The 19,961-nt window shown below is 58.0% G+C and carries 13 protein-coding genes and 1 pseudogene; 9 read left to right on the top strand and 5 right to left on the bottom strand.

Going from position 1 to position 19,961, the window contains the following annotated elements:
• The first annotated feature begins 6 nt into the window (after positions 1-6).
• On the top strand, positions 7-1,815 hold the full coding sequence (locus KVH01_RS01490) for a DAHL domain-containing protein (RefSeq protein ID WP_217880600.1): 1,809 nt from the start codon (positions 7-9) through the stop codon (positions 1,813-1,815).
• The gene (locus tag KVH01_RS01485) at positions 1,812-3,191 is read left to right on the top strand and encodes an ATP-binding protein (protein ID WP_217880208.1); all 1,380 of its coding nucleotides are present in this window, start codon (positions 1,812-1,814) and stop codon (positions 3,189-3,191) included. Before KVH01_RS01490 ends, KVH01_RS01485 begins: the two co-directional genes overlap by 4 nt.
• 20 nt (positions 3,192-3,211) lie before the next feature.
• Here KVH01_RS01485 and KVH01_RS01480 read toward each other — a convergent pair whose 3' ends face one another.
• Both KVH01_RS01480 and KVH01_RS01475 read right to left on the bottom strand, forming a co-directional pair.
• The gene (locus tag KVH01_RS01480) at positions 3,212-3,484 is read right to left on the bottom strand and encodes a type B 50S ribosomal protein L31 (RefSeq protein WP_217880207.1); all 273 of its coding nucleotides are present in this window, start codon (positions 3,482-3,484) and stop codon (positions 3,212-3,214) included.
• 212 nt (positions 3,485-3,696) lie between these two features.
• On the bottom strand, positions 3,697-4,560 hold the full coding sequence (locus KVH01_RS01475) for a hypothetical protein (RefSeq protein ID WP_225923958.1): 864 nt from the start codon (positions 4,558-4,560) through the stop codon (positions 3,697-3,699).
• Between the two features lie 272 nt (positions 4,561-4,832).
• Between KVH01_RS01475 and KVH01_RS01470 the strand changes: the two genes are divergently transcribed.
• The 5 genes and pseudogenes from KVH01_RS01470 (at position 4,833) to tnpC (ending at position 8,952) form a co-directional block, all read left to right on the top strand.
• Positions 4,833-6,452, top strand: coding sequence for an FMN-binding glutamate synthase family protein (locus tag KVH01_RS01470; protein WP_217880206.1), 1,620 nt, complete (start codon positions 4,833-4,835; stop codon positions 6,450-6,452).
• An 11-nt stretch (positions 6,453-6,463) separates the two neighbouring features.
• A complete protein-coding gene (locus KVH01_RS01465) occupies positions 6,464-6,748 on the top strand; it encodes a putative quinol monooxygenase (protein ID WP_198720513.1) in 285 nt (94 codons plus the stop codon).
• 62 nt (positions 6,749-6,810) lie between these two features.
• Positions 6,811-6,960, top strand: a pseudogene (locus KVH01_RS01460) (cupin domain-containing protein); the annotation flags it as partial.
• Between the two features lie 82 nt (positions 6,961-7,042).
• A complete protein-coding gene (gene tnpB / locus KVH01_RS01455) occupies positions 7,043-7,402 on the top strand; it encodes an IS66 family insertion sequence element accessory protein TnpB (protein ID WP_225923957.1) in 360 nt (119 codons plus the stop codon).
• Positions 7,403-7,419: 17 nt separating this feature from the next.
• A complete protein-coding gene (gene tnpC / locus KVH01_RS01450; RefSeq protein WP_217880205.1) occupies positions 7,420-8,952 on the top strand; it encodes an IS66 family transposase in 1,533 nt (510 codons plus the stop codon).
• Positions 8,953-9,173: 221 nt separating this feature from the next.
• On the opposite strand, the gene KVH01_RS01445 is transcribed toward tnpC, so the two are convergent.
• Genes KVH01_RS01445 through KVH01_RS01435 form a run of 3 tightly spaced genes read right to left on the bottom strand, consistent with a single transcriptional unit; the run spans position 9,174 to position 12,005 of the window.
• A complete protein-coding gene (locus KVH01_RS01445; protein WP_217880204.1) occupies positions 9,174-10,682 on the bottom strand; it encodes a glucosyltransferase domain-containing protein in 1,509 nt (502 codons plus the stop codon).
• Positions 10,669-11,634 carry a glycosyltransferase family 2 protein gene (locus KVH01_RS01440; protein WP_217880203.1) on the bottom strand — a complete coding sequence of 322 codons (966 nt, stop codon included), beginning with the start codon at positions 11,632-11,634 and terminating at the stop codon, positions 10,669-10,671. Before KVH01_RS01440 ends, KVH01_RS01445 begins: the two co-directional genes overlap by 14 nt.
• Complete coding sequence (locus tag KVH01_RS01435) at positions 11,631-12,005, bottom strand: GtrA family protein (protein ID WP_217880202.1); 375 nt, start codon at positions 12,003-12,005, stop codon at positions 11,631-11,633. Before KVH01_RS01435 ends, KVH01_RS01440 begins: the two co-directional genes overlap by 4 nt.
• A gap of 225 nt (positions 12,006-12,230) precedes the next feature.
• On the opposite strand from KVH01_RS01435, the gene KVH01_RS01430 reads away from it, so the two are divergent.
• Positions 12,231-13,361, top strand: a complete 1,131-nt coding sequence (locus tag KVH01_RS01430; RefSeq protein ID WP_217880201.1) for an OpgC domain-containing protein — start codon at positions 12,231-12,233, stop codon at positions 13,359-13,361.
• Positions 13,362-13,424: 63 nt separating this feature from the next.
• Positions 13,425-19,862: an NEL-type E3 ubiquitin ligase domain-containing protein gene (locus KVH01_RS01425; protein ID WP_217880200.1), complete on the top strand. Its 6,438-nt coding sequence runs from the start codon at positions 13,425-13,427 to the stop codon at positions 19,860-19,862.
• Positions 19,863-19,961 lie beyond the last annotated feature (99 nt).

The following is a 19,961-nucleotide window of genomic DNA, read 5'->3' as shown; positions in this document are numbered from 1 at the left end:
TCACGCATGTCACGGCGCCGCATCAGCCAGCTGCTCCTGGGTGTGATAACCCTGCTGCTGGTCTCGACGCTGGTGTTTCTGTACCTCAAGTCCTCCCGCGACCAGACGGCCAGTTATACCCAATCACGGGACCTGATCCGCCAGCTCCAGCAGCTCAATGCCCAGTGGGACAGTGAAGTGCTCAAGGCGCGGATTGCGATTACCCACAACTACGATCCTCTGGTCACGCCGCTGGCGGAAATGACGCGGCTCTGGGCTGACCTGCAGAGCCGCGACACTTATCACAACCCGGTCGACCTGCCGCGTTGGCGCACCAGCCAGGAAACCTATCAGGCCGCCATCCAGGAAAAGGCGCGATTGGTGGACCAGTTCAAATCCCACAACGCGGTATTGCGCAACTCGCTGGCTTTTCTGCCGACGGCCGAAGACGATATCCAGGCCCAATTCAATGAAATTGACGATGAAGGCCGGCTGCGCCTGCAAGGTGTGGCCACCGACACCTACGACCTGCTGCTCAGCAGCCTGGAGTTTGCCCAGGTTACCAGCGACGAGCGCGCTGCCGATATCCTGGTAGGCCTGGGCAAGCTGGCGATCAACAAGGAGAGCCTGCCCAGCGACTTCCAGGCGCCGGTGGAGCTGCTCAGCAATCACATCTCGCTGATCCTGCGTGAGCAACCGCTGGTCAACAGCCTGCTTGAGCGGATTGCCGCGGTCCCGGTAGCCGAACGCCTGGACGAGCTGACCACCCACCTCAACCAGGACCAGCAAACGGCCGATCTGGTTGATCATCAATACCATCGCTACCTGCTGGTGTTCTCGACGTTACTCGTGGTGTTGCTGCTCTACCTGGCGGTGCGCCTGCTGCGCAGCTTCGCCGAGATCAACCGGGTCAACCGCGCCTTGCAGGCGGCCAACGAAACCCTGGAGCAACGAGTGGAACGCCGCACCCAACAGCTCAAGGATGCCCAGAGCGAGCTGATGGACAGCGCCCGCCAGGCCGGCATGGCCGAGATCGCCACCAATGTGCTGCATAACGTCGGCAACGTGCTCAACAGCGTGAATATCTCCGCCGACCTGGTCGCCCGCACGTTGCGCAACAGCAAGGCCCAGGGGCTGGGCAAGGCCATGCAATTGCTCAACGAGCACCCCGGCGACCTGGGTACCTTCCTTACCGAAGATGCCAAAGGCAAACTGCTGCCGGGCTACTTGAACCAGTTGGTCGGCGCGATTGCGCTTGAGCAGCAAGGCATGGCCGATGAGCTGACGCAATTGAGCAAGAGCGTCGACCACATCAAGGACATCGTCTCGACCCAACAGTCCTACGCCGGGGCTTCATCACTGCTCGAACCCGTCGACATCGGCGCCCTGATGGACGACGCCCTGCGCATGAACGCCGGCGCCCTGAGCCGTCATCACGTCACTGTAGTCAAGGAGTACGCGCAGGTGCCGCAGATTCTCGGCGACAAACACCGGCTGCTGCTGATCATGGTCAACCTGATCAGCAACGCCAAGTACGCCATGACCGGCCTCAGCGACCGGCCACGACAGATGACCCTGACGGTGCTGCCGGGGGCTGACGACACCTTGAAGATCAGCGTGAAGGATGACGGCGAAGGGATACCGCCCGAAAATATGATCCGGATCTTCAGCCACGGCTTTACCACGCGCAAGGAAGGCCATGGCTTCGGCCTGCACAGCTGCGCCCTGGCCGCCGTAGAAATGAATGGCCAGCTCAGCGCCCACAGCGACGGGCCGGGCCGTGGTGCGGTATTTACCTTGACTATCCCTCTCACCCACGCCGGAACAACGCCATGAACAAACCACCCAACCGGCGCGTCCTGCTGATTGATGACACGCCGTCCATCCATGATGATTTTCGCAAAATCCTGATGCCGGCCGTGGAATCCAACCAGGCGTTGGACGCGATGGAATCAGCCCTGTTTGGTGAAACCGCCAAACCTCAGGCCCAGGTGTTCGAGCTGCACTCGGCCTATGGCGGTGAAGAAGGCCTGGGCTTGCTGACCACGGCCATGGCCGAAAAACGCCCCTATGCCCTGGCTTTTGTCGACATGCGCATGCCCCAGGGCTGGGATGGTGCCCGGACAATTGAAGAATTATGGAAAGTCGCCCCTGACCTGCAAGTGGTGGTGTGTACCGCGTACTCGGATTATTCCTGGGAGGACCTGCTGTTTCGCCTGCATGCCCACGAGCGCTTGCTGATCCTGAAAAAACCCTTCGATAACATTGAAGTCCAGCAAATGGCCAACACCCTGGCCAACAAATGGGACATGGCTCGCCGCGCCTCCCTGCAAACCGAACAGCTGGAGCAACTGGTGGAACAGCGCACCCAGGCGCTGCAACTGGAAATCGACGAGCGCAAGCATCTGGAAAGCCAACTGGTGCAATCGGAGAAACTCGCCTCACTGGGGCAACTCGCGGCCGGTGTCGCCCACGAGATCAACAACCCGGTAGGCTTCATTTCATCCAACCTCAGTACCCTTGATAGCTACTTCAACCAACTGCAGCAGATGCTCGAGGCCTACCAGCACAGCGAAGCGTTCATTGCGGCACAGGATCAGCGTGATCAACTCCAGGCACTGCGCACGAGCTTGGAGCTGGACTTTCTCCAGGAAGATATTCCGATCCTGATCCGCGAATCCAAGGATGGCATTGGCCGCGTGGTACAGATCGTCAAGGACCTGAAGAACTTCTCACGGGTGGATAACGACCAGACCTGGCAGTTCGCCAACCTGCAACACGGCATTGATTCGACCCTGAACATTGTCGCCAGCGAACTCAAGTACAAGGCTGACGTAGTCAAGCACTATGCGCCGCTGCCGGACATCGAATGCCTGGCCTCGCAGCTCAACCAGGTAGTGATGAACCTGGTGATCAACGCTGCCCAGGCCATGGGCCCCGAGCGCGGCACCATCACCATCAGCAATGGCGTGGAAGACGAGAACATCTGGCTGGAAGTGGCCGATAACGGTTGCGGGATTGCGCCTGAAACGGTGCAGAAGATCTTCGACCCGTTTTTCACCACCAAGCCGGTGGGCGAAGGTACGGGGCTGGGGTTGTCACTGTCTTACGGTATCGTCAAGAAACACCGCGGCGACATATCCGTCAGCAGTGAACCGGGCAAGGGCACCACATTTCGGGTGGTTCTGCCGATTCGGCAGACGGCGGCGTAAGGCACGCCGCCGGCTCATACTCATTGCTCGGCTTTTTTCGGGCTTGAGCCAAACGACGCGAAACGCTTGTTGAACCCGGCGATGCGGCCTTCGGCCTGGGTCTTGCGCTGCTGGCCGGTGTAAATCGGGTGCGACGCGCTGGACACGTCCAACGGGATGTAGGGATAGGTGTTGCCATCGCTGTGTTTGTGGGTGCGGTCGCTGTCAGCGGTGGAGCCGATCAGGAAGAACACGTCGGCGGCAGTATCGTGGAACAGCACGGTGCGATAGTCAGGGTGAATACCAGCTTTCATAAGGCCTCCTGGGCGTTTGGGTGCAACTTAAGTGTTATACAGTAACACAAAATTACCCCCAAACGAGAACCGATTGCAACAGTGGTAGCCCACAAGGCTCTATGGGCTCCCTGGAAACTGTGACCCACGAAACCCGCAGGCCAGTTTCTGCTCGGCAACCGCCGGGATCCAAGCTGATTTCGTAGAAGCCCTAGCCGCTTGACCCAAGGGCCTTAAATTCGCACAGCATCCAATGCTGACTGGACCACCTGCGGCGTGGACTCGTTGTTGCGCACCGTATCGGCATAGCCTTGGGCGATACCCTTGATGTCGCCACTCACAGCACTGACAAGGGCCTTATCGAAACCATCAGCCCGGGTTTTTTCAAAACCGCCTATGGCCCCCTGAATAGCCCCGTCTATCCCGGGTTCCGAATTGCTGATCCCATTCAAGATATTGCTGAGTCCCGGGATGAACCAGGTTCTCTTTCCAACTTCACCCGCGAACCACTGCAGGTCACTTTTGACCGTACCGTCCTTCTTGACATAGTTGTCTTTGGTCGAATCCAGGCGGTGGTCATCGCGCAGTGCGGTATAACCCTGCTCCGTAAAGTCCTTCCACATGCCTGCCGGCGTACCACGCCTGGCATCGCCGCTGCTGGTGATACCTTCGAGGTCGCCATTATCGTGAGCTTTGCCACGATGTTCACCGTTAGCCGATAAGGATGTATCAATGTAGTTGAGCACCCGCGCGGCGTTGAATGCGGCATCGGCTCGTGCCTCCGGGTCTTTGTTGTTAATCGTCCAGTCCCCCAAACGTCGGTAGGCCCATTCACGATTGATATCTTTCTGATGACCAAGGTTCTTGAGGATCGGATTGTCGGCGATGATCTGTTCCGCGGAACGGTTATCACCCGGAGGGCGGCCCGTGGCGAAATTCGGTTTTCGCCGCACATCCTGTTCGGGCTTCTCGATACCTTCCATCAGTTTGCGCTCTTGGGCGATATGCGCAGCAGCCTTTTCCTCATGATCATCGGCTAAGTAATCTGAAGCGTTAAAGATACTTCCACTAGCACCAACATTGCTCAATGTAGTCATACAAAAATCACTTGTTCTAGTCGTTGTAAACTCCGTCTTGAAAAATGCGTCCTTGGCCTACCAGCGCGATCTGGTCACACCCAGATGCCGAAGGTGCCTAAAGAGTGGTAACGCTGCAGTCATTGATTCCTCTATGACGTTGATAGATATTTTTTACTGTACAAAGATTCGCACGCACAAATACGCGACCGGAAGATCAATCCTTGTCCGTGCTTTATCGACAGGCGCAGAATGGGTAATCGACCTTCAGAGTTGAAACCAAGGAAAACCGTATGAGCCTGTCTTTGTTAAGCCGTTACGCCTTCTTTGCCGTGTGCGTCATTTTCACCCTCGCCAGCCTCCCCTTTATCCAACATGAATGGCTGTGGCCCTTCACACTGGTCACCGGCATCCTCAGCCTGATTGGTATTTTCGACCTGCTGCAAAGCCCCCACGCGGTGCGCCGCAACTATCCGATCCTGGGCAATATCCGTTACCTGGTGGAAGGTATCCGCCCGGAAATCCGCCAGTACCTGCTGGAGTCCGACAGCGACGCGTTGCCCTTCTCCCGGGCCCAGCGTTCACTGGTGTACTCGCGCGCCAAGAATGAAACGGCAGACAAACCCTTCGGCACCTTGATTGACGTGTACCAGTCGGGCTTCGAATTTATCGGCCACTCCATGCGCCCGGCACCGTTGAGTGACCCCAGTGCCTTTCGCGTGATGGTCGGCGGCCCACAGTGCACGCAGCCGTACTCGGCGTCGGTGTTCAATATCTCGGCGATGAGCTTTGGCTCGTTGAGTGCCAACGCGATTCGCGCCCTCAACCAGGGCGCCAAGCTCGGCAATTTTGCCCATGACACCGGCGAAGGCAGCATCAGCCCCTACCATCGTGAAAATGGCGGCGACCTGACCTGGGAACTGGGCAGCGGCTACTTCGGCTGCCGCACCAGCGACGGCCGTTTTGACCCGGAACGCTTCGCCGCGCAGGCGCAGAACCCGCAAGTGCGCATGATCGAAATCAAGATGAGCCAGGGCGCGAAGCCCGGCCATGGCGGGATTCTGCCCAAGCACAAGGTCACCCAGGAAATCGCCGATACCCGCGGCATCATGATGGGCGAAGACTGCATCTCGCCATCGCGGCACAGTGCGTTTTCCACGCCAATCGAGCTGATGCAGTTCATCGCCCAGTTGCGTGAACTGTCCGGCGGCAAGCCGGTAGGCTTCAAGTTCTGCCTGGGCCACCCATGGGAATTCATGGGCATCGCCAAGGCCATGCTCGAAACCGGCATCCTCCCGGACTTTATCGTCGTCGATGGCAAGGAAGGCGGGACAGGCGCCGCGCCAGTGGAGTTCACCGACCACATCGGCGTGCCGCTACGTGAGGGCCTGCTGTTTGTGCACAACACCCTGGTGGGGCTGAACCTGCGCGACAAGATCAAGCTTGGCGCCAGCGGCAAGATCGTCAGCGCCTTCGATATCGCCAGCGTCCTGGCCATCGGCGCCGACTGGGCCAACTCGGCGCGCGGCTTCATGTTCGCCATCGGCTGCATCCAGTCGCAAAGCTGCCACACCAACAAATGTCCGACCGGCGTCGCCACCCAGGACCCACTGCGCCAACGCGCCCTGGTGGTGCCAGACAAAGCCCAGCGCGTGTTCAACTTCCACCGCAACACCCTGCACGCCTTGGCGGAAATGCTCGCCGCTGCCGGCCTGGATCATCCCTCGCAGTTGTCGGCCAAGCACCTGGTGCGGCGCATGTCGGCGACCGAGATCAAGCTGTTCTCGCAGTTGCATGTGTTCTTGAAACCCGGTGAATTGCTCACCGGCGAAGTGAACGGTGAGTTCTATTCACGCATGTGGCAAATGGCACGAGCGGATAGTTTTGAACCCCATGAAGTCGCCGCTGCCTGAGGACGCCCGCCATGTTGAAAGTCATCGCCGAGGATTTCATCCGGCCTGAACACCTGGAGACTGTGCGCCCGTGGTACGCAGAACTGGTGGAAAAAACCCGCCAGGAACCGCTGTGCATCGCCTACGATCTATTTGTGGACCAGAAAGACCCGGGACACTTTATTTTTATCGAACAATGGCCCGATCAGGCGGCGCTGGATGCGCACTGCCAGACCGAGCACTTCAAACGATTGGTGCCGCAGATCAACGCCTATCAGGCCGAGCCGTGCAGGTTCTTGTTGATGGACGCTTTCTGAAAATACCCACTTGCCCGCTGAACCGGACCACCGACGGCATCGTTGAAAACAAGGAGACTCACATGCCGTTATTGGACTTCGTCGCCATCGCCGAGCAATTGCCTGAAAGCTGGAAATCCACCTGCTTGGGTCAGGTCGGTTCGGCGCGGATCAAGGTGTTACGCATGGATGGGCAGGCGTATGAAGAAGAAACCCATGATTACAACGAAGGTAAGCGCTCCATGAACCCCACATTCAAAGCGCTTAGCTGATCCCGGATGCTGTACTCCCGATTCTTTCTGGAGCTCGTTCGCCATGATGCGACCCGATGCAAAAGTCGAAAAAGTGTATCTGTACCCCAAACCCGTCGACTTCCGAAAGTCCATCGACGGCCTGGCTGCGCTGGTCGAGTTGGACATTAAGGTCGCGGTTTTTGACCCCGTGCTTTTCGTCTTTCTCAACAAGCCCCGCAACCGAGTGAAGATTTTATATTGGGAGCGCAATGGCTTCTGCCTATGGCTCAAGCGCCTAGAATCCGAGCGCTTTAAAACATCGCCCGATGCCAGCGACGAAGCGATAGTCCTGACCGTCCAGAAACTCAACTGGATGCTCGACGGTTTTGACCTCTGGCGTAACCGTCCCCATCAGGTTTTGACGCCACGATTCGTGGCCTGACTCGGTATATCCAGGGCATGATTTCGATGCCCAAAGACCCTCCTGACGACCCTGCGCTGCTCAAGCAATTGCTAGAGCAGATGCTGATTGAGCGCGAGTCTAACAAGGGCCGCATCGTTCATCTTGAAGAAGAAAACGCGCTGCTGCGCCAGCGCCTGTTCGGACCTAAGTCCGAGCAGACAACCGATCTGGCAACGCCTCAGCTAGCCCTTTTCAACGAGGCGGAAAGCATCGCCGAGCCTATCGGCGAAGACGTTGAAGAAGAGGTTGTCGCTCCGGCCAAGCGTCGCGGCAAACGCAAGCCGCTGCCTGCCGACCTGCCACGTACCGAAGTCATCCACGAACTTCCCGAGCATGAACTGACGTGTGCCTGCGGCTGCCGCAAACACGTGATTGGCGAGGAACTCAACGAGCAGCTTGAAATCGTACCGATGCAGATCCGAGTGATCAAACACGTTCGTAAAGTTTACGGTTGCCGCGACTGCGAGACGGCCCCGGTCACTGCGGACAAGCCGGCTCAACTGATTGAAAAAAGCATGGCCAGCCCAAGTGTTCTGGCGATGCTGCTGACCACCAAATACGTGGACGGTTTGCCGCTCCACCGCTTTGAAAAAGTACTAAGCCTCCATGACATCGATATTCCACGTCAGACCCTGGCTCGCTGGGTTATCCAATGCGGTGAGCACTTTCAGCCGTTGCTGAATTTAATGCGCGACAGCCTCTTAACCAGCCGGGTCATCCATTGCGATGAAACACGCGTGCAGGTGTTGAAAGAGCCTGACCGGGAACCAAGCAGTCAGTCCTGGATGTGGGTGCAAACCGGCGGCCCGCCAGACAAACCAGTGATCCTTTTTGACTACTCCACCAGCCGTTCGCAGGAGGTTCCAACGCGCCTGCTCGATGGCTACTGCGGCTATCTCATGACCGATGATTACGCCGGTTACAACGCGCTTGGCGCGCAGGACGGAGTCGAGCGTTTAGGGTGCTGGGCTCATGCACGCCGTAAGTTTGTCGAAGCGCAAAAAGTGCAACCCAAAGGCAAGACAGGCCGGGCGGATATAGCGCTGAAGCTGATCAGCAAGCTATACGGCATCGAGATCGCCTTCAAAGAGAGCAGCGATGAGGGGCGGAAAAATGGACGTCAGGATTTAAGTCTCAAGGTGATGAGTGAGCTGAAGGCCTGGATGGAAAAAACGCTCCCATACATGACCACGCAGAATGCGCTGGGCAAGGCTGTGACCTATCTGGCAAACAACTGGAGCAAACTGGAACGGTACGTCGAGCAAGGCTACCTGCCCATCGACAACAATACCGCCGAGCGTGCGATCCGGCCCTTCGTTATCGGAAGGAAGAACTGGTTGTTCAGCGATACGCCCAAAGGCGCGACGGCGAGTGCTCAACTCTACAGCCTGGTCGAGACCGCCAAAGCCAACGGCCAAGAGCCTCATGCGTGGCTGCGCCACGCACTGGAGCGCCTGCCACAGGCATCCTCGGTTGAAGATTACGAAGCCTTGTTGTCGTGGAACTGCAAGCCTGGATCCCACGGCTAAACGCGCCGCCCACTTTTGACTGGGTGGGGTTTATGGAGCGCTTACCAATGGAGGGCTGCTGGTGATCAGTGGATGTTTGCGTTTGGACGTTGCCGGAAAGGAAATAAACATAGACGCTGGCCATATGTACCTCATAGAGGCACACATGGCACATGCAGTAATTGAAGGGAGTTATGGCACATTAATGATAATTGAAAGTTCGCCTCATCACCACGAGCCACTCAGTTAGCATTATAATTTTCCGGACCAAAAGAGTCTTTCATTACAATAAACGCACTCCCACGACGCGAGTAAATCGAATAAAATCTCCTGTCAACCACCGGTTGTTCATTATCGGCAGTGACAGTGGCTTCGAACACCTCACGCTGCCCCTGCACTACGTTATTTATTCCCATTCGAGTTAAAAATTGCGGATGCAGAAGCGTATTAGAACCACTCAGTATATATCTCAACAGCGGCATATAAGTCATAGCCGCATGACCTCTCGGCAACCAATTCCCATCCATGGTTGGCCCTACATAGTAAAACTTATCGACCGCCCACAGGGTTTCATTCGAAATCAAATCATAAGCCACATATTGCGCCAATGAAAATTCAAGCTCTTTTTTTGCGATAATGACCTGGCCGTACATATAACTAAAAGAAAACATGAATAAAACGGGTACAGCCAACACCAGTCGAAACTTTGAATGCAGATGACCCAAAACATCATAATTCAACATCATTAAAAAAATCAACACCGCTGAAAAGGCAATGTAATTTCGCGCATCCAGATTAATTTCTGTTAAAAACAACATCATCCCTGGCACTATTAGAACCAATACAGGCACACCCAGAAAATACAACATCGCGACAACACCCTTGCCAAACCATCCTCCTTTAAGTGCAAAAATATTCTTCATAAAAATCACGTACCCCACGAACGCAACAGCCAATATTGCAGCACAAAGCCATGCGTTCCCTGGCACCACTAACAAACTTAATTTATCCATCGCAAAAATAAACTTTCTAGCCACTTCATCAAACCAATGTTCATCGAATCTGGAGAGATGCCCCCGACTGTCGACTGACAACTGATAGGCGGTCAGAAAGTAAATTAGTCCGCCACTTAGAAGCTGCGCAGCCCTTTGACACAGTAGAAGCAGAATTCCGTGCACTGCCATTTTGTTTTTTACACCAAGGTAGAACTCAAGAATACAGAACCCAACAAACAAGGCCACTGTCAATTGATAAAGACTGAGTGTTATAGCTAACAGCACAGCCACGACCAGAACTCGAGTGCTAATATTTTCGATTTTACACGTAACTGCATAAATTACAGAAACTACAGCAAGGACCATCGCGGGCCCATCATATTGATAGGTCAAATTACCGAGAAAAAATGGATTGCAGAGCACCGGTAGAACGACTAGACAACTTGACATGAAAGGTGTAGAAAAATACCAAAATGTCAGTCGACTCATAGCTACTGCGAGCAGCGCGATGGAAAACAACAAAGGCAGTGGAAAAATATTTGTCGTCCCGCTACCGAATGTGAATACTTCATATAACCATTCAATCAGAATACGCCCCTGATTGCGCCATGCTTCCTGAGCACCCAATAGAGAGCGCCAATTATCATCTATATAGGCATAATCCGCATAAACAATCGGATATACATATACAAACGACATTACTAGAAAAAAAACCAACACTTCTTTTCTGCTCAGTGCTTTTTCAGCCCACATCATATTTATCTCCCTTTTCACCACTCTCGGCACACCGACTCACGACTTCCTTAACTACATACCGCGGCCGATGCTTCGCCTCCATATAAATCCGCCCCACATACTCCCCCAATATCCCGATCCCAATCAGTTGCACCCCGCCCAAAAACAAAATCGCGGTCATCAACGACGGATACCCCGGCACGTCATTGCCAAACAACACCTTGTCCACAATCAAAAACCCGGCATACACCAACGCCAACAGCGAAATCCCCCCGCCGATATAACTCCACAACCGCAACGGCAAAGTGCTGAACGAGGTAATCCCATCCAACGCCAGGTTCCACAATTTCCAGCCATTGAATTTGCTTTGCCCCGCCATTCGGGGGGCACGGTCGTATTCAACGATGGCAACCGTGAACCCTGCCCACGACAGCACGCCTTTCATGAACAGTTGCTGTTCCGGCAGTAACTTGATCACGTCGACGACTTTGCGGTCCATCAGCCGGAAGTCTCCGACGTTTTCTTCGATATGGGTGTAGGCGATCAGGTTGAGCAAGCGGTAGAACAACGATGCACTGTGACGCTTGAGGTAGCCGTCGCTGGAGCGGTCGCGCCGTTTGGCCAGCACCACGTCGGCGCCCTGCTGCCACGCAGCGATCAGCCGAGGAACAACGTCGATCGGGTCCTGCAAATCCACGTCCATGGGCACGACCGCGTCGCCCGTGGCGTATTCCAGCCCGGCAAACAACGCGGCTTCCTTACCGAAATTGCGTGAGAAGTTGATCAGCATCACGTCGCGATCAGCCAGCGCCAGCGCCTCGGCGACCTCGGCCGTGCGGTCATTGCTGCCATCGTTGATGAACACAATTTCCACAGTACAGGCCTGCAATAACGAGTCTTGCCGAACCGCACGGTAAAACGCGCCCACCGTCTGTTCCTCATTGAACAGAGGCACTACCAGTGAGACCCTCATTGGCTACCCTCGCGAAACACCACCCACCGCGACAGCAGAAACCCGCACAACAGACTGACCAGGGAAAACACCAGCACAGTGACAAGCCCGGGCAGGTGCAGATGATCACCCAGCCAACCCGCCAACAGGCTCAAGGCCCCCATGCAGGTCATGAACAGCAGGTAGCGGCCCAAGGAAACCGGCATGGCAAACGTAAACAGGGCATTCACGTAGAACGAGAAGGATGCCGCCACACAGAAGGCGAAAAAATTACTCGACGCCTGGCTGAGCTCAAATCCTGCTCGCAACATAAAAAACAGCTGCCAATGGATCACCGTGTTGGCGATACCAATCACTGTGTAAAGGGTGAAACCTTTCCATAGCCGGGCCATACCGTCGTCCTTTGCGGTTACGTCCTAGCAAGCCATGGCGCTCCTTTTGCGTCTACTGTCAAAGTTGACAGGTCCCCCCCCCTTCTAAGGCTGAGACATCCAGTAATATCCACCCTTTGCATTTGCTTACAAATACCGCCAACCTGCGCCCGCCCGATGTGCGGCGTACGACAACCCGCGCACTCACCCATCGTCATTCAACAACTTGTTCAAGAGCCCGCTGCCATGCTGAACGGACGCGACCCGCGCATCGATTTTTTTCGGGGCCTGGCGTTGATCTTCATTTTCTGGGATCACGTGCCCCACAACCCCCTCGGCTTGATCACCTTGCGTAACTTCGGTTTCAGCGACGCCGCAGAAGTCTTCGTATTTCTCGCCGGCTTCGCCTCGGTGCTGGCATACGGCAAGGTCTTGCAACGCGAGGGCTACTGGATGGCCTGCCTGAAGATCCTGCGACGCACCTGGGTGCTGTACGTGGTGCATATCTTCCTGCTGGCCCTGTTAATGGGCATCGTGTTCTTCGCCAACAGCCACGTGGAAACCCGAGACCTGGTGGCGGAAATGGGGCTGACGCACTTCGTCACCCACCCGCAACAGGCGCTGACCGATGAACTGCTGCTGCGCTTCAAGCCCAACCTGATGGACCCGTTGCCGCTGTACATCATCTTGCTTGCCGGCTTGTCCGTGGTGTTGCCATTGATGGTGCGCGCCCCCTGGGCGGTGGTGGGCGTTTCGCTGGTGATATACCTGATGGCACCGTGGATGGGCTGGAACCTGCGGGCGATCGCCGACGGTGTGTGGTATTTCAACCCGGTCACCTGGCAGTTGCTGTTTGTGCTGGGGGGCGCCGCGGCGATCTACAGCCAGCGGCCCCGCGTGCCCGAGACACGCTCCTTGTATCGTCAGCCGCTGTTCGTCGCGGCAGCATTCTATGTGGTGGTGGCCGGCGTGATCACGCTGTCGTGGCTCTGGCCTGAAGTGCATGACGCAGTGATGCCGGCCACGCTCAGCAACCTGTTGTACCCCATCAGCAAGACCGACCTGTCGCCGGTGCGCCTGGTGCATTTCCTTGCCCTGGCCTATGTCACCGCCAAACTGCTGCCTGGCCGGAGCTGGACGCAAAACCCGCTGGCCGAGCGCGTCTGCCAGATGGGCCGCTATTCACTCGAGGTGTTTTGCCTGGGTGTAGTGCTGGCACCGCTGGCGGATATGCTCAATGCCCTGGCGGATGACGCCGTGACCATGCAACTGCTCACTGCCTTGGTCGGTGTGGTGCTGATGTCGGCCCTCGCTGCCTGGCTGGATTTCAACAGACGCCTCCATCAGGCGGCTCGCGAAACGGCGCTAAATAGGTAATCCCCGTCGACACATGCCGAGTGCTTCTATCTGCCTTCCACTTCACTGTGAAAGGAACAGCACTTGGCTACCCATCTACTGCTCAACGGACTGTCGGGTAACCTGCAGTCCAATGAATCCTGGGCCCGGCAGCAGGCCCTGGAATTTATCCGCCAGACGTTCACGCGCACCCTCGCCAGCCTCACCCCCAGCCAACAGCAGGACTATGTCCGGCTGCAACGTGAAGCCCTCCATGCCCTCAACGCAGTGGACAAGGCCAACACTGAGCTGATTGATGCCTTCAAGACCGACGGGCTGGTGCAATTGCGCAGCAAACTCGGTGGGCTGGACCCCGAGGCGATTTTCCTGCACACCCGCTACCTGGAAGAAGTCGGTGCGCCCCAGCCATGGGAGCCGCGCACCAGCGACATCTTGCCGCTCGCCGGGCAGCGCTTTCGGCGCGCCTTTGATGAATGGATGTACCGCGCCCACGTATCCACGATGTCGCTATGGGACGCTGCCTGCCTGAACTTCGATTTTGCCACCGAGGTGAAACACAAAACGGGGCATAGTTTCGTCGACTCCACTTACCTCACCGGGGTGAATAAGCAGCAACTGAATGTGCAGCGTTTTATCGCCATCAGCCGCGAACTGGACCTGGGCGGCCAGTTGAAAAACCGCCTGGAGACCGTCCTGGGCCCGGGCGGGACCCTCCAGGCACTGATTCAGGCCAGTGCCCGTGCATGCCTGCGCTTCGAAGCCCTGGAAGCCTATCGCAACCGCGCCAGTACCGGCGTCACCTGGGCACTCCACGAGCAACTGGTACAGGCCATCGACGGCAGTGGTCCGGCCTTGGGCTTCGACACCCTGAGTATGCAAACCGGACCCTATGAAACTGCGGTGCCGCTCCCCCTGCTGTTGATCCGGGTAGCCAGCCTCGGCGTACTATCCTACTTTCCGTTTCGCCCCGGTGGCGCCCTGCATTTTCACACCGACGCCAAGGCCGCCGGCGCGCAGTTTCTGGCCGACCTCAAGCTTGGCCAGCGCAACCGCGACTTGGGTTGGTTCTCCCGACAGTTGCCCATGTCGCAGATGCACGCCTTCAAGCAACTGTTGAGCGACGAGTCCCGCCCTACGGGCCTCAGCCCGGCGGCAGGGTTTCTGTATGACACCTTCCATCACTGGTTCCCGGAGCGCACCGTCGATCAACTTCGGTTTACCAACGACCCGCAATCCGGGCCGGGCAAGACCCTGGTGCAGGCTTTCGCAGCGCGCCAGGTACAGCGTTACCAAGCCAATCTGTCGACCCTGGCCACCACCCGCTCCGAGCGCGACTTGCAGGCGGTAATCGACGGCGCCGCCGCGGTGGCCGATGAAGTCCTGCAACTGCTGCTCACGCCCATACCAGGTGGCGTTACCGGCCTGAACCGGATCATGCAGGCCGTGGTATTTGGCAGCCTCAGCTATAGCCTGGTCGCCGGGATCACCCAGGCAGCCCAGGGCGAAGCCAGCAACTTCGCCGCCGCCCTGACCGATGTCGCCGACCTGGCGGTCAATGGCCTGCTGATCTCTACAGCCGGCCGCGTGCATCGCCTGCGTATGGAAGGGCTGCTGCAACGCCTGGGCAACCCGCGCAAAGTACAGCGCGCCGACGGTGAATTCGAACTGTGGAAACCCGATATCAGCCCCTTCGCCACCCTCGACCAGCACCTGCTCAACGGTCAGGTCGCTAACCCCCAGGGCGTTTATCAGGTCAACGGCAATCAATATGTGTGGCTGATACAGGACCAGCAGCGCCAAGTGGTGCAAGTGCAACTCGACCCACAGTCCCAGCGTTTTGTCCTCAAACAACACAATGGCGCCAGCTTCGCGCCACCGATTATCTTCAACCCGGCACAACAAGCCTGGACCCTGGACCTGCAAGGCGCCCATACCCTGTCCGATGTGCAATTGGCCGAGCGCATGCTACCCAACGGCTCAAGCGCCGTGCCTTCTACTGCCATGGAGCGCATGCTGCGCAGCACCTCGACCACCCGCGCCACCCTCGACCGGATCTGGGCCGGAGAACCCGCGCCGGTTCACCTGATCGAAAGTGTGCGCCGCTTGCAAGTCGACCAGGTTATCAAGCAGTTGATCCACGACTTCCACCGTCGCGGCCATATGCCGCCTTATGCCGATAGCAGCGTGCTGTGCCTGCTGACCCAACTGGAGACTTGGCCCCGGGACTGCGCCATCCGCATTTACGACCAGGCGGGCACCCCTATGGAGACCTATGCCGGTAGCCGCCAGCTACCACCGGCAGTCCAGTTCATCGACCTGACCCGACGCGATGACGGCACCTACCTGGCCTTCGGCGACAACACCCAGGACGTCGCGCGCCAGGAACAACTGTTCGAACTGATCATGACCGGGCAACCCGCTGACTCCACCCTGGGCAAGGAAGGCAGCGCGCACCTGACCCTCGCCCAGCGCATTGCGCGCGTGCGCGTGCAAATCAGTGCCCTGGCCAAGGCCCGGCAAATTGAGTTATTCAGCGCCATGACCCGCCACGCCGGCAAGGCACGCGAGCAGGTCCCGGCCACCGATGGCGCCAGCGAGCTGGTGCCGATCAAAGTCGCGTCGCCCCTCGTGGAAGTGACCCCGCTGCTGCAAAAGCTGCATGACCTGTACCCGCCCCTGACTCCGGCCAACCTGCAACAGCTGTTAGTGCAAACGCCACTCACCGCGGCACAGCAAAGCCAGTTTCTCAGCCATGGTCAGTTACCCGCCAGCGTGCAGCGACACCTGGAACATCAGCGCACTGCCCTGCGCATCGACGCGGTGATAGATGGCCTCTACCACCCTCGGGCCTACCACCAGGACACCGACCAGTGGGCGCGGGAATTCGCCTCCAGCCTGGTGCGCAAAAACCTGGGCCGTCACTTCGTGGTCACCGAAATGAACAATGGTGCACCTGCCGACCGCTACGTCTCCAGCGGGCCGAACGACACCACAGTAGAACTGCTGCATTACGGTGAAGGCCGCTACCAAGCCTACGATATGCGCAACGGCGGGCCCATCCCGGTCTCACCGCCAGCGGACAGTTTCTACCTGGCCATCGGCTCCGTGCTGCAACCCCATGAGCGTACGCAATTGGGCATGCGCTCGGCCGCCGACGCCCAGGGCCTGCGCCAGACCCTCGGCGACCTGATGAGCACACAGCGCAGCCCCGATGGCTATGTCAGCTTGTTGGACAACTCCCTGGCCCAGTACGAACAGCGCATCGTGCTACCCACCGACCTGCTGCCCAACGCCCAAGGCTTGTACGAATACCAGGGCCAGCAACTGGTGCCGCTGTACGGCTCGCTGTACCCGGTCGTCTTCGACAATACCCTGCTCAAATGGCGCCTCAAGCACCCGCAAAAAGTCGGGGTCCAGACCCCGCGTTTGGAGCACAACGGCTTGGGCGCGTGGCGCTTGTCCAGCGAAAATCCGATGACCTGGGACGACCATCGCTTGTTCTATCGCCTGGGCCCCCAGGACTACAACGTCGACCAGCCCACCGCCGCGCGCATCCTGCGTATCACAGGCACCCCGCCCAGTGCCCTGCGCCAGGTGCACAGCGCCAACCTGCCGCCACCGCCGCTGCTGGCCGATACCAGCAAACGCTTTCGCATCGAGCGTGAGATCGAGTCCTTCATCCAGGCCATGACCACCTATTCAGCCAAGGGCAATGCCCGGCCCGCCCTGCAATTGTTGCTGGCGTGTGCGCTGCCCACGTGGCCGGCGAGCCATGTACTGCATGTGGTCGACAGCGATGGGCAGATCATTCGCAGCTTCCCGGCCGCTAACGCCAGAGCCCCGAATATCATCCGCATGAGCTTTGAACAGAGTCGCGGCGCCGAACCGCTGAGCGCCATTGTCAGGAACGACACTGTGGCCCGCGCTCTGCTGGATGAGCTGCCCGAAAGTCTCGAAGAACGCCTGTTCAAACTCGGCAAAAAAATCGCCGAGTATGCTCACCGTGAGCGCACACAGTTGTTCGACACCCTCTATACCCAAAGTGAAAGCAATGGCACCACGGCCCTGCAACGTCGTTTGCGGCAGCACTACCCCAACCTGCCCGGCAGTGCCCTCGACGCAATGCTCGAACAGGCCAGCCCCCGAGAACTCAAGCAATTGCATGAACACGACGAGGTCGGACTGCGCCTGGCCGAGCAGGCGCGCCTGAGCGCCAACGATGTGCGCCTCAACCGGGCCTTTGAAGGCCTGTACCTACGCACCCAGCGCAATCCTGACAGCGAAAAGATCATCCTGCACCTGCTCAAGTCGGCGGCAGGCTGGCCAGCCAACACACGGCTGGACATCCATTTAGTCGATGCCAATGGTGCATTGCTCAACAGCGCCGGGCACTTGGACGGCAGCGCGCGCAAGGTGCTGGCCAATGTCGATGGGCGCTACCTGGCATATGACCAGCAGGGGCAACTGCTGGGCGACACGGCCGAGGACCTGTTCGGGGCACTCAGTCTGGTGCTGGGCGGTGTCGAACTGGCACCCCTGCAAAACAGCATCGCCGACGCGGCACTTAACCAGCGCATTGCCATCAAGGCCCTGCTGGACATCCCCCACATCCCCCATTGGTTGCAGCCGCCCATGGCGCTGGACACCTCATTCACCGCCTACCCCTTCTCGCTGAGCAACCTGTGGCCATTTAGCAGCCAGCAACCGGTTGACCTGGTGAGCAAGGTGCTCGAACTCTATCCCAGCCTCAATCGGGCTGCCGCCCACGACCTGATCGACGACCTGGGCATGAGCGACCCGGCTGCGTTGATCGAACTGCAACGGCGCAAAGCCGAATACCAGGCGCTGGACCATGGCCTGACGCGCTGGGCCGATGCCCCCCATGCCAACGACGCCGATGACCCCCTCGGCTTGAACCTGGGCAGGCGACGCTTTGTCGCCCAGCAGATCCGCCGTGCCTGGCGTCGCGAAACCGGTGCTCCGTATCAGAACGGCCTGTTCGACGCCCACCATCTGGTGGTGCAACTGGACGGCAACGACCTGCCCGACCCCGACTTCATCCTTGGCACCCGAGGTTTCGAACACATTGAATCGTTGCGCCTGATGGCCGATGAATTTCCCGCCACCGGCAACGCGTTCTTGAGCAAGTTCGTGAACCTCAAGTACCTGCAGGTCGATTGTCAGCTCACTGAACTGCCAACCAGCATCACCGATATGACCCAGCTTGAGCACCTGGACCTGAGCTTCAACGACATCCGGCTGACAGTCGAGGCCCGCGAGCGCCTCAGGTCTCTCACGCGCCTGGAAGAGTTGCACCTGGACGGTAACTCACTGGTACTGACGCCGGATGTCAGTACCATGACCCGCCTGCGGATCTTGAGCCTGCGCGGCACCGGCATCACCCAGTGGCCGATTGGCGCCGAGCGGCGCCCCAATATGAATGCACTGCTATTGCAGGATAACTCCATCACCCATGTGCCCCCGGTGCTGTATACCGACGCACGCATGCGCCTCACCAACCGCAACACTTACCTGCATGGCAACGACTTGAGCCCGGACACATGGCTCAGGCTCGACGAATACAGGCAGAGTACCGGCATCCGCTTGGGCGGTGCAGCGCGGGGGCCACAACATGCGCCGGCTGCGCCGCACGAGATAGACCAGTGGCTGGCCGGTGTGCCGGCGACCGAACATCCCAAGCGCAAGCAGCTATGGGAGCAGCTGCGCGCCAATGAATCGGTACACGCAGATGATGTATTCGAAGTGCTTCGAGACCTGCCCAATACCTATGCCTACAGCGCCTCCAGCGAGTCCAGGCAAGCACTGACCACAAGAGTCTGGACCTTATTGCTGGCGATGGCCGACTCCACTGAACTGCGCAACAACGTCTGCCTCAATACCTACGGTGCCGGTGACTGCGGAGACAGCGTCCTGCTGGCGTTCACCAAGATGGAGCTTGAACTTCGCATACACCAGGCCAAGGCAAAGACTCGTACCTACGAGAGCGACAGGGACTTGCTGAAATTGGCCACCGGGCGTTTTTACTTGAACCAACTGGATGAGTTTTCCGCCAGGTTCATTGAGCGTCGGGAAATGGCCGCACTGGAAGTCGACCCGGCCGAGGTGACTATTTATATGCGCGCCCAGTTGGCCGATGAATTCGACCTGCCCTTTCATCCATTGGAGTTGCTCTACACCGTTGACACCTACGTGACCGACACGGTGCTCGATGATGCTCGCACCGAGCTGCGTCGGCTCGGAGCAAGCTCGGCCTTGCAGGAATGGTTGCTGATGGAAGGATTCTGGATCGAGTACCTGGCCAGGAGTCATCCGGAGCCCTTTTCTACCGTCAAGGACAGTATCAAGCACAAAGTGCGACAGTTGGATAAGGAGCTGACAGACAAACGCTCGGAAGACTATCTGGAGCGGCGTCAGTCACTGGTCGACCTGGAGCAGGCGGAACTCAACCGCCTGGTGCGGCAACTGACCCTCGCCACACAGGCTGCCTTGCAACATGCCTGATCGACGTTAGAGCCAACTACATGCAACCTGTGGCGAGGTGGTTTGCTTCCTCGCCACAGGTTTAGCCACGCCAGACTCGCTCGGTGCACCGCTAATAAG

This window comes from Pseudomonas khavaziana, from assembly GCF_019145205.1.
Lineage (GTDB): Bacteria > Pseudomonadota > Gammaproteobacteria > Pseudomonadales > Pseudomonadaceae > Aquipseudomonas > Aquipseudomonas khavaziana.
This window is presented reverse-complemented; position numbering and strand designations above follow the sequence as displayed.

What these genes read in the sequence shown, in the direction of transcription:
- KVH01_RS01490 (WP_217880600.1), top strand. Translation starts at nt 7, where the DNA reads ATGTCACGGCGCCGCATCAGCCAGCTGCTCCTGGGTGTGATAACCCTG.
- KVH01_RS01485 (WP_217880208.1), top strand. Translation starts at nt 1,812, where the DNA reads ATGAACAAACCACCCAACCGGCGCGTCCTGCTGATTGATGACACGCCG.
- KVH01_RS01480 (WP_217880207.1), bottom strand. Translation starts at nt 3,484, where the DNA reads ATGAAAGCTGGTATTCACCCTGACTATCGCACCGTGCTGTTCCACGAT.
- KVH01_RS01475 (WP_225923958.1), bottom strand. Translation starts at nt 4,560, where the DNA reads ATGACTACATTGAGCAATGTTGGTGCTAGTGGAAGTATCTTTAACGCT.
- KVH01_RS01470 (WP_217880206.1), top strand. Translation starts at nt 4,833, where the DNA reads ATGAGCCTGTCTTTGTTAAGCCGTTACGCCTTCTTTGCCGTGTGCGTC.
- KVH01_RS01465 (WP_198720513.1), top strand. Translation starts at nt 6,464, where the DNA reads ATGTTGAAAGTCATCGCCGAGGATTTCATCCGGCCTGAACACCTGGAG.
- tnpB (WP_225923957.1), top strand. Translation starts at nt 7,043, where the DNA reads ATGATGCGACCCGATGCAAAAGTCGAAAAAGTGTATCTGTACCCCAAA.
- tnpC (WP_217880205.1), top strand. Translation starts at nt 7,420, where the DNA reads ATGATTTCGATGCCCAAAGACCCTCCTGACGACCCTGCGCTGCTCAAG.
- KVH01_RS01445 (WP_217880204.1), bottom strand. Translation starts at nt 10,682, where the DNA reads ATGATGTGGGCTGAAAAAGCACTGAGCAGAAAAGAAGTGTTGGTTTTT.
- KVH01_RS01440 (WP_217880203.1), bottom strand. Translation starts at nt 11,634, where the DNA reads ATGAGGGTCTCACTGGTAGTGCCTCTGTTCAATGAGGAACAGACGGTG.
- KVH01_RS01435 (WP_217880202.1), bottom strand. Translation starts at nt 12,005, where the DNA reads ATGGCCCGGCTATGGAAAGGTTTCACCCTTTACACAGTGATTGGTATC.
- KVH01_RS01430 (WP_217880201.1), top strand. Translation starts at nt 12,231, where the DNA reads ATGCTGAACGGACGCGACCCGCGCATCGATTTTTTTCGGGGCCTGGCG.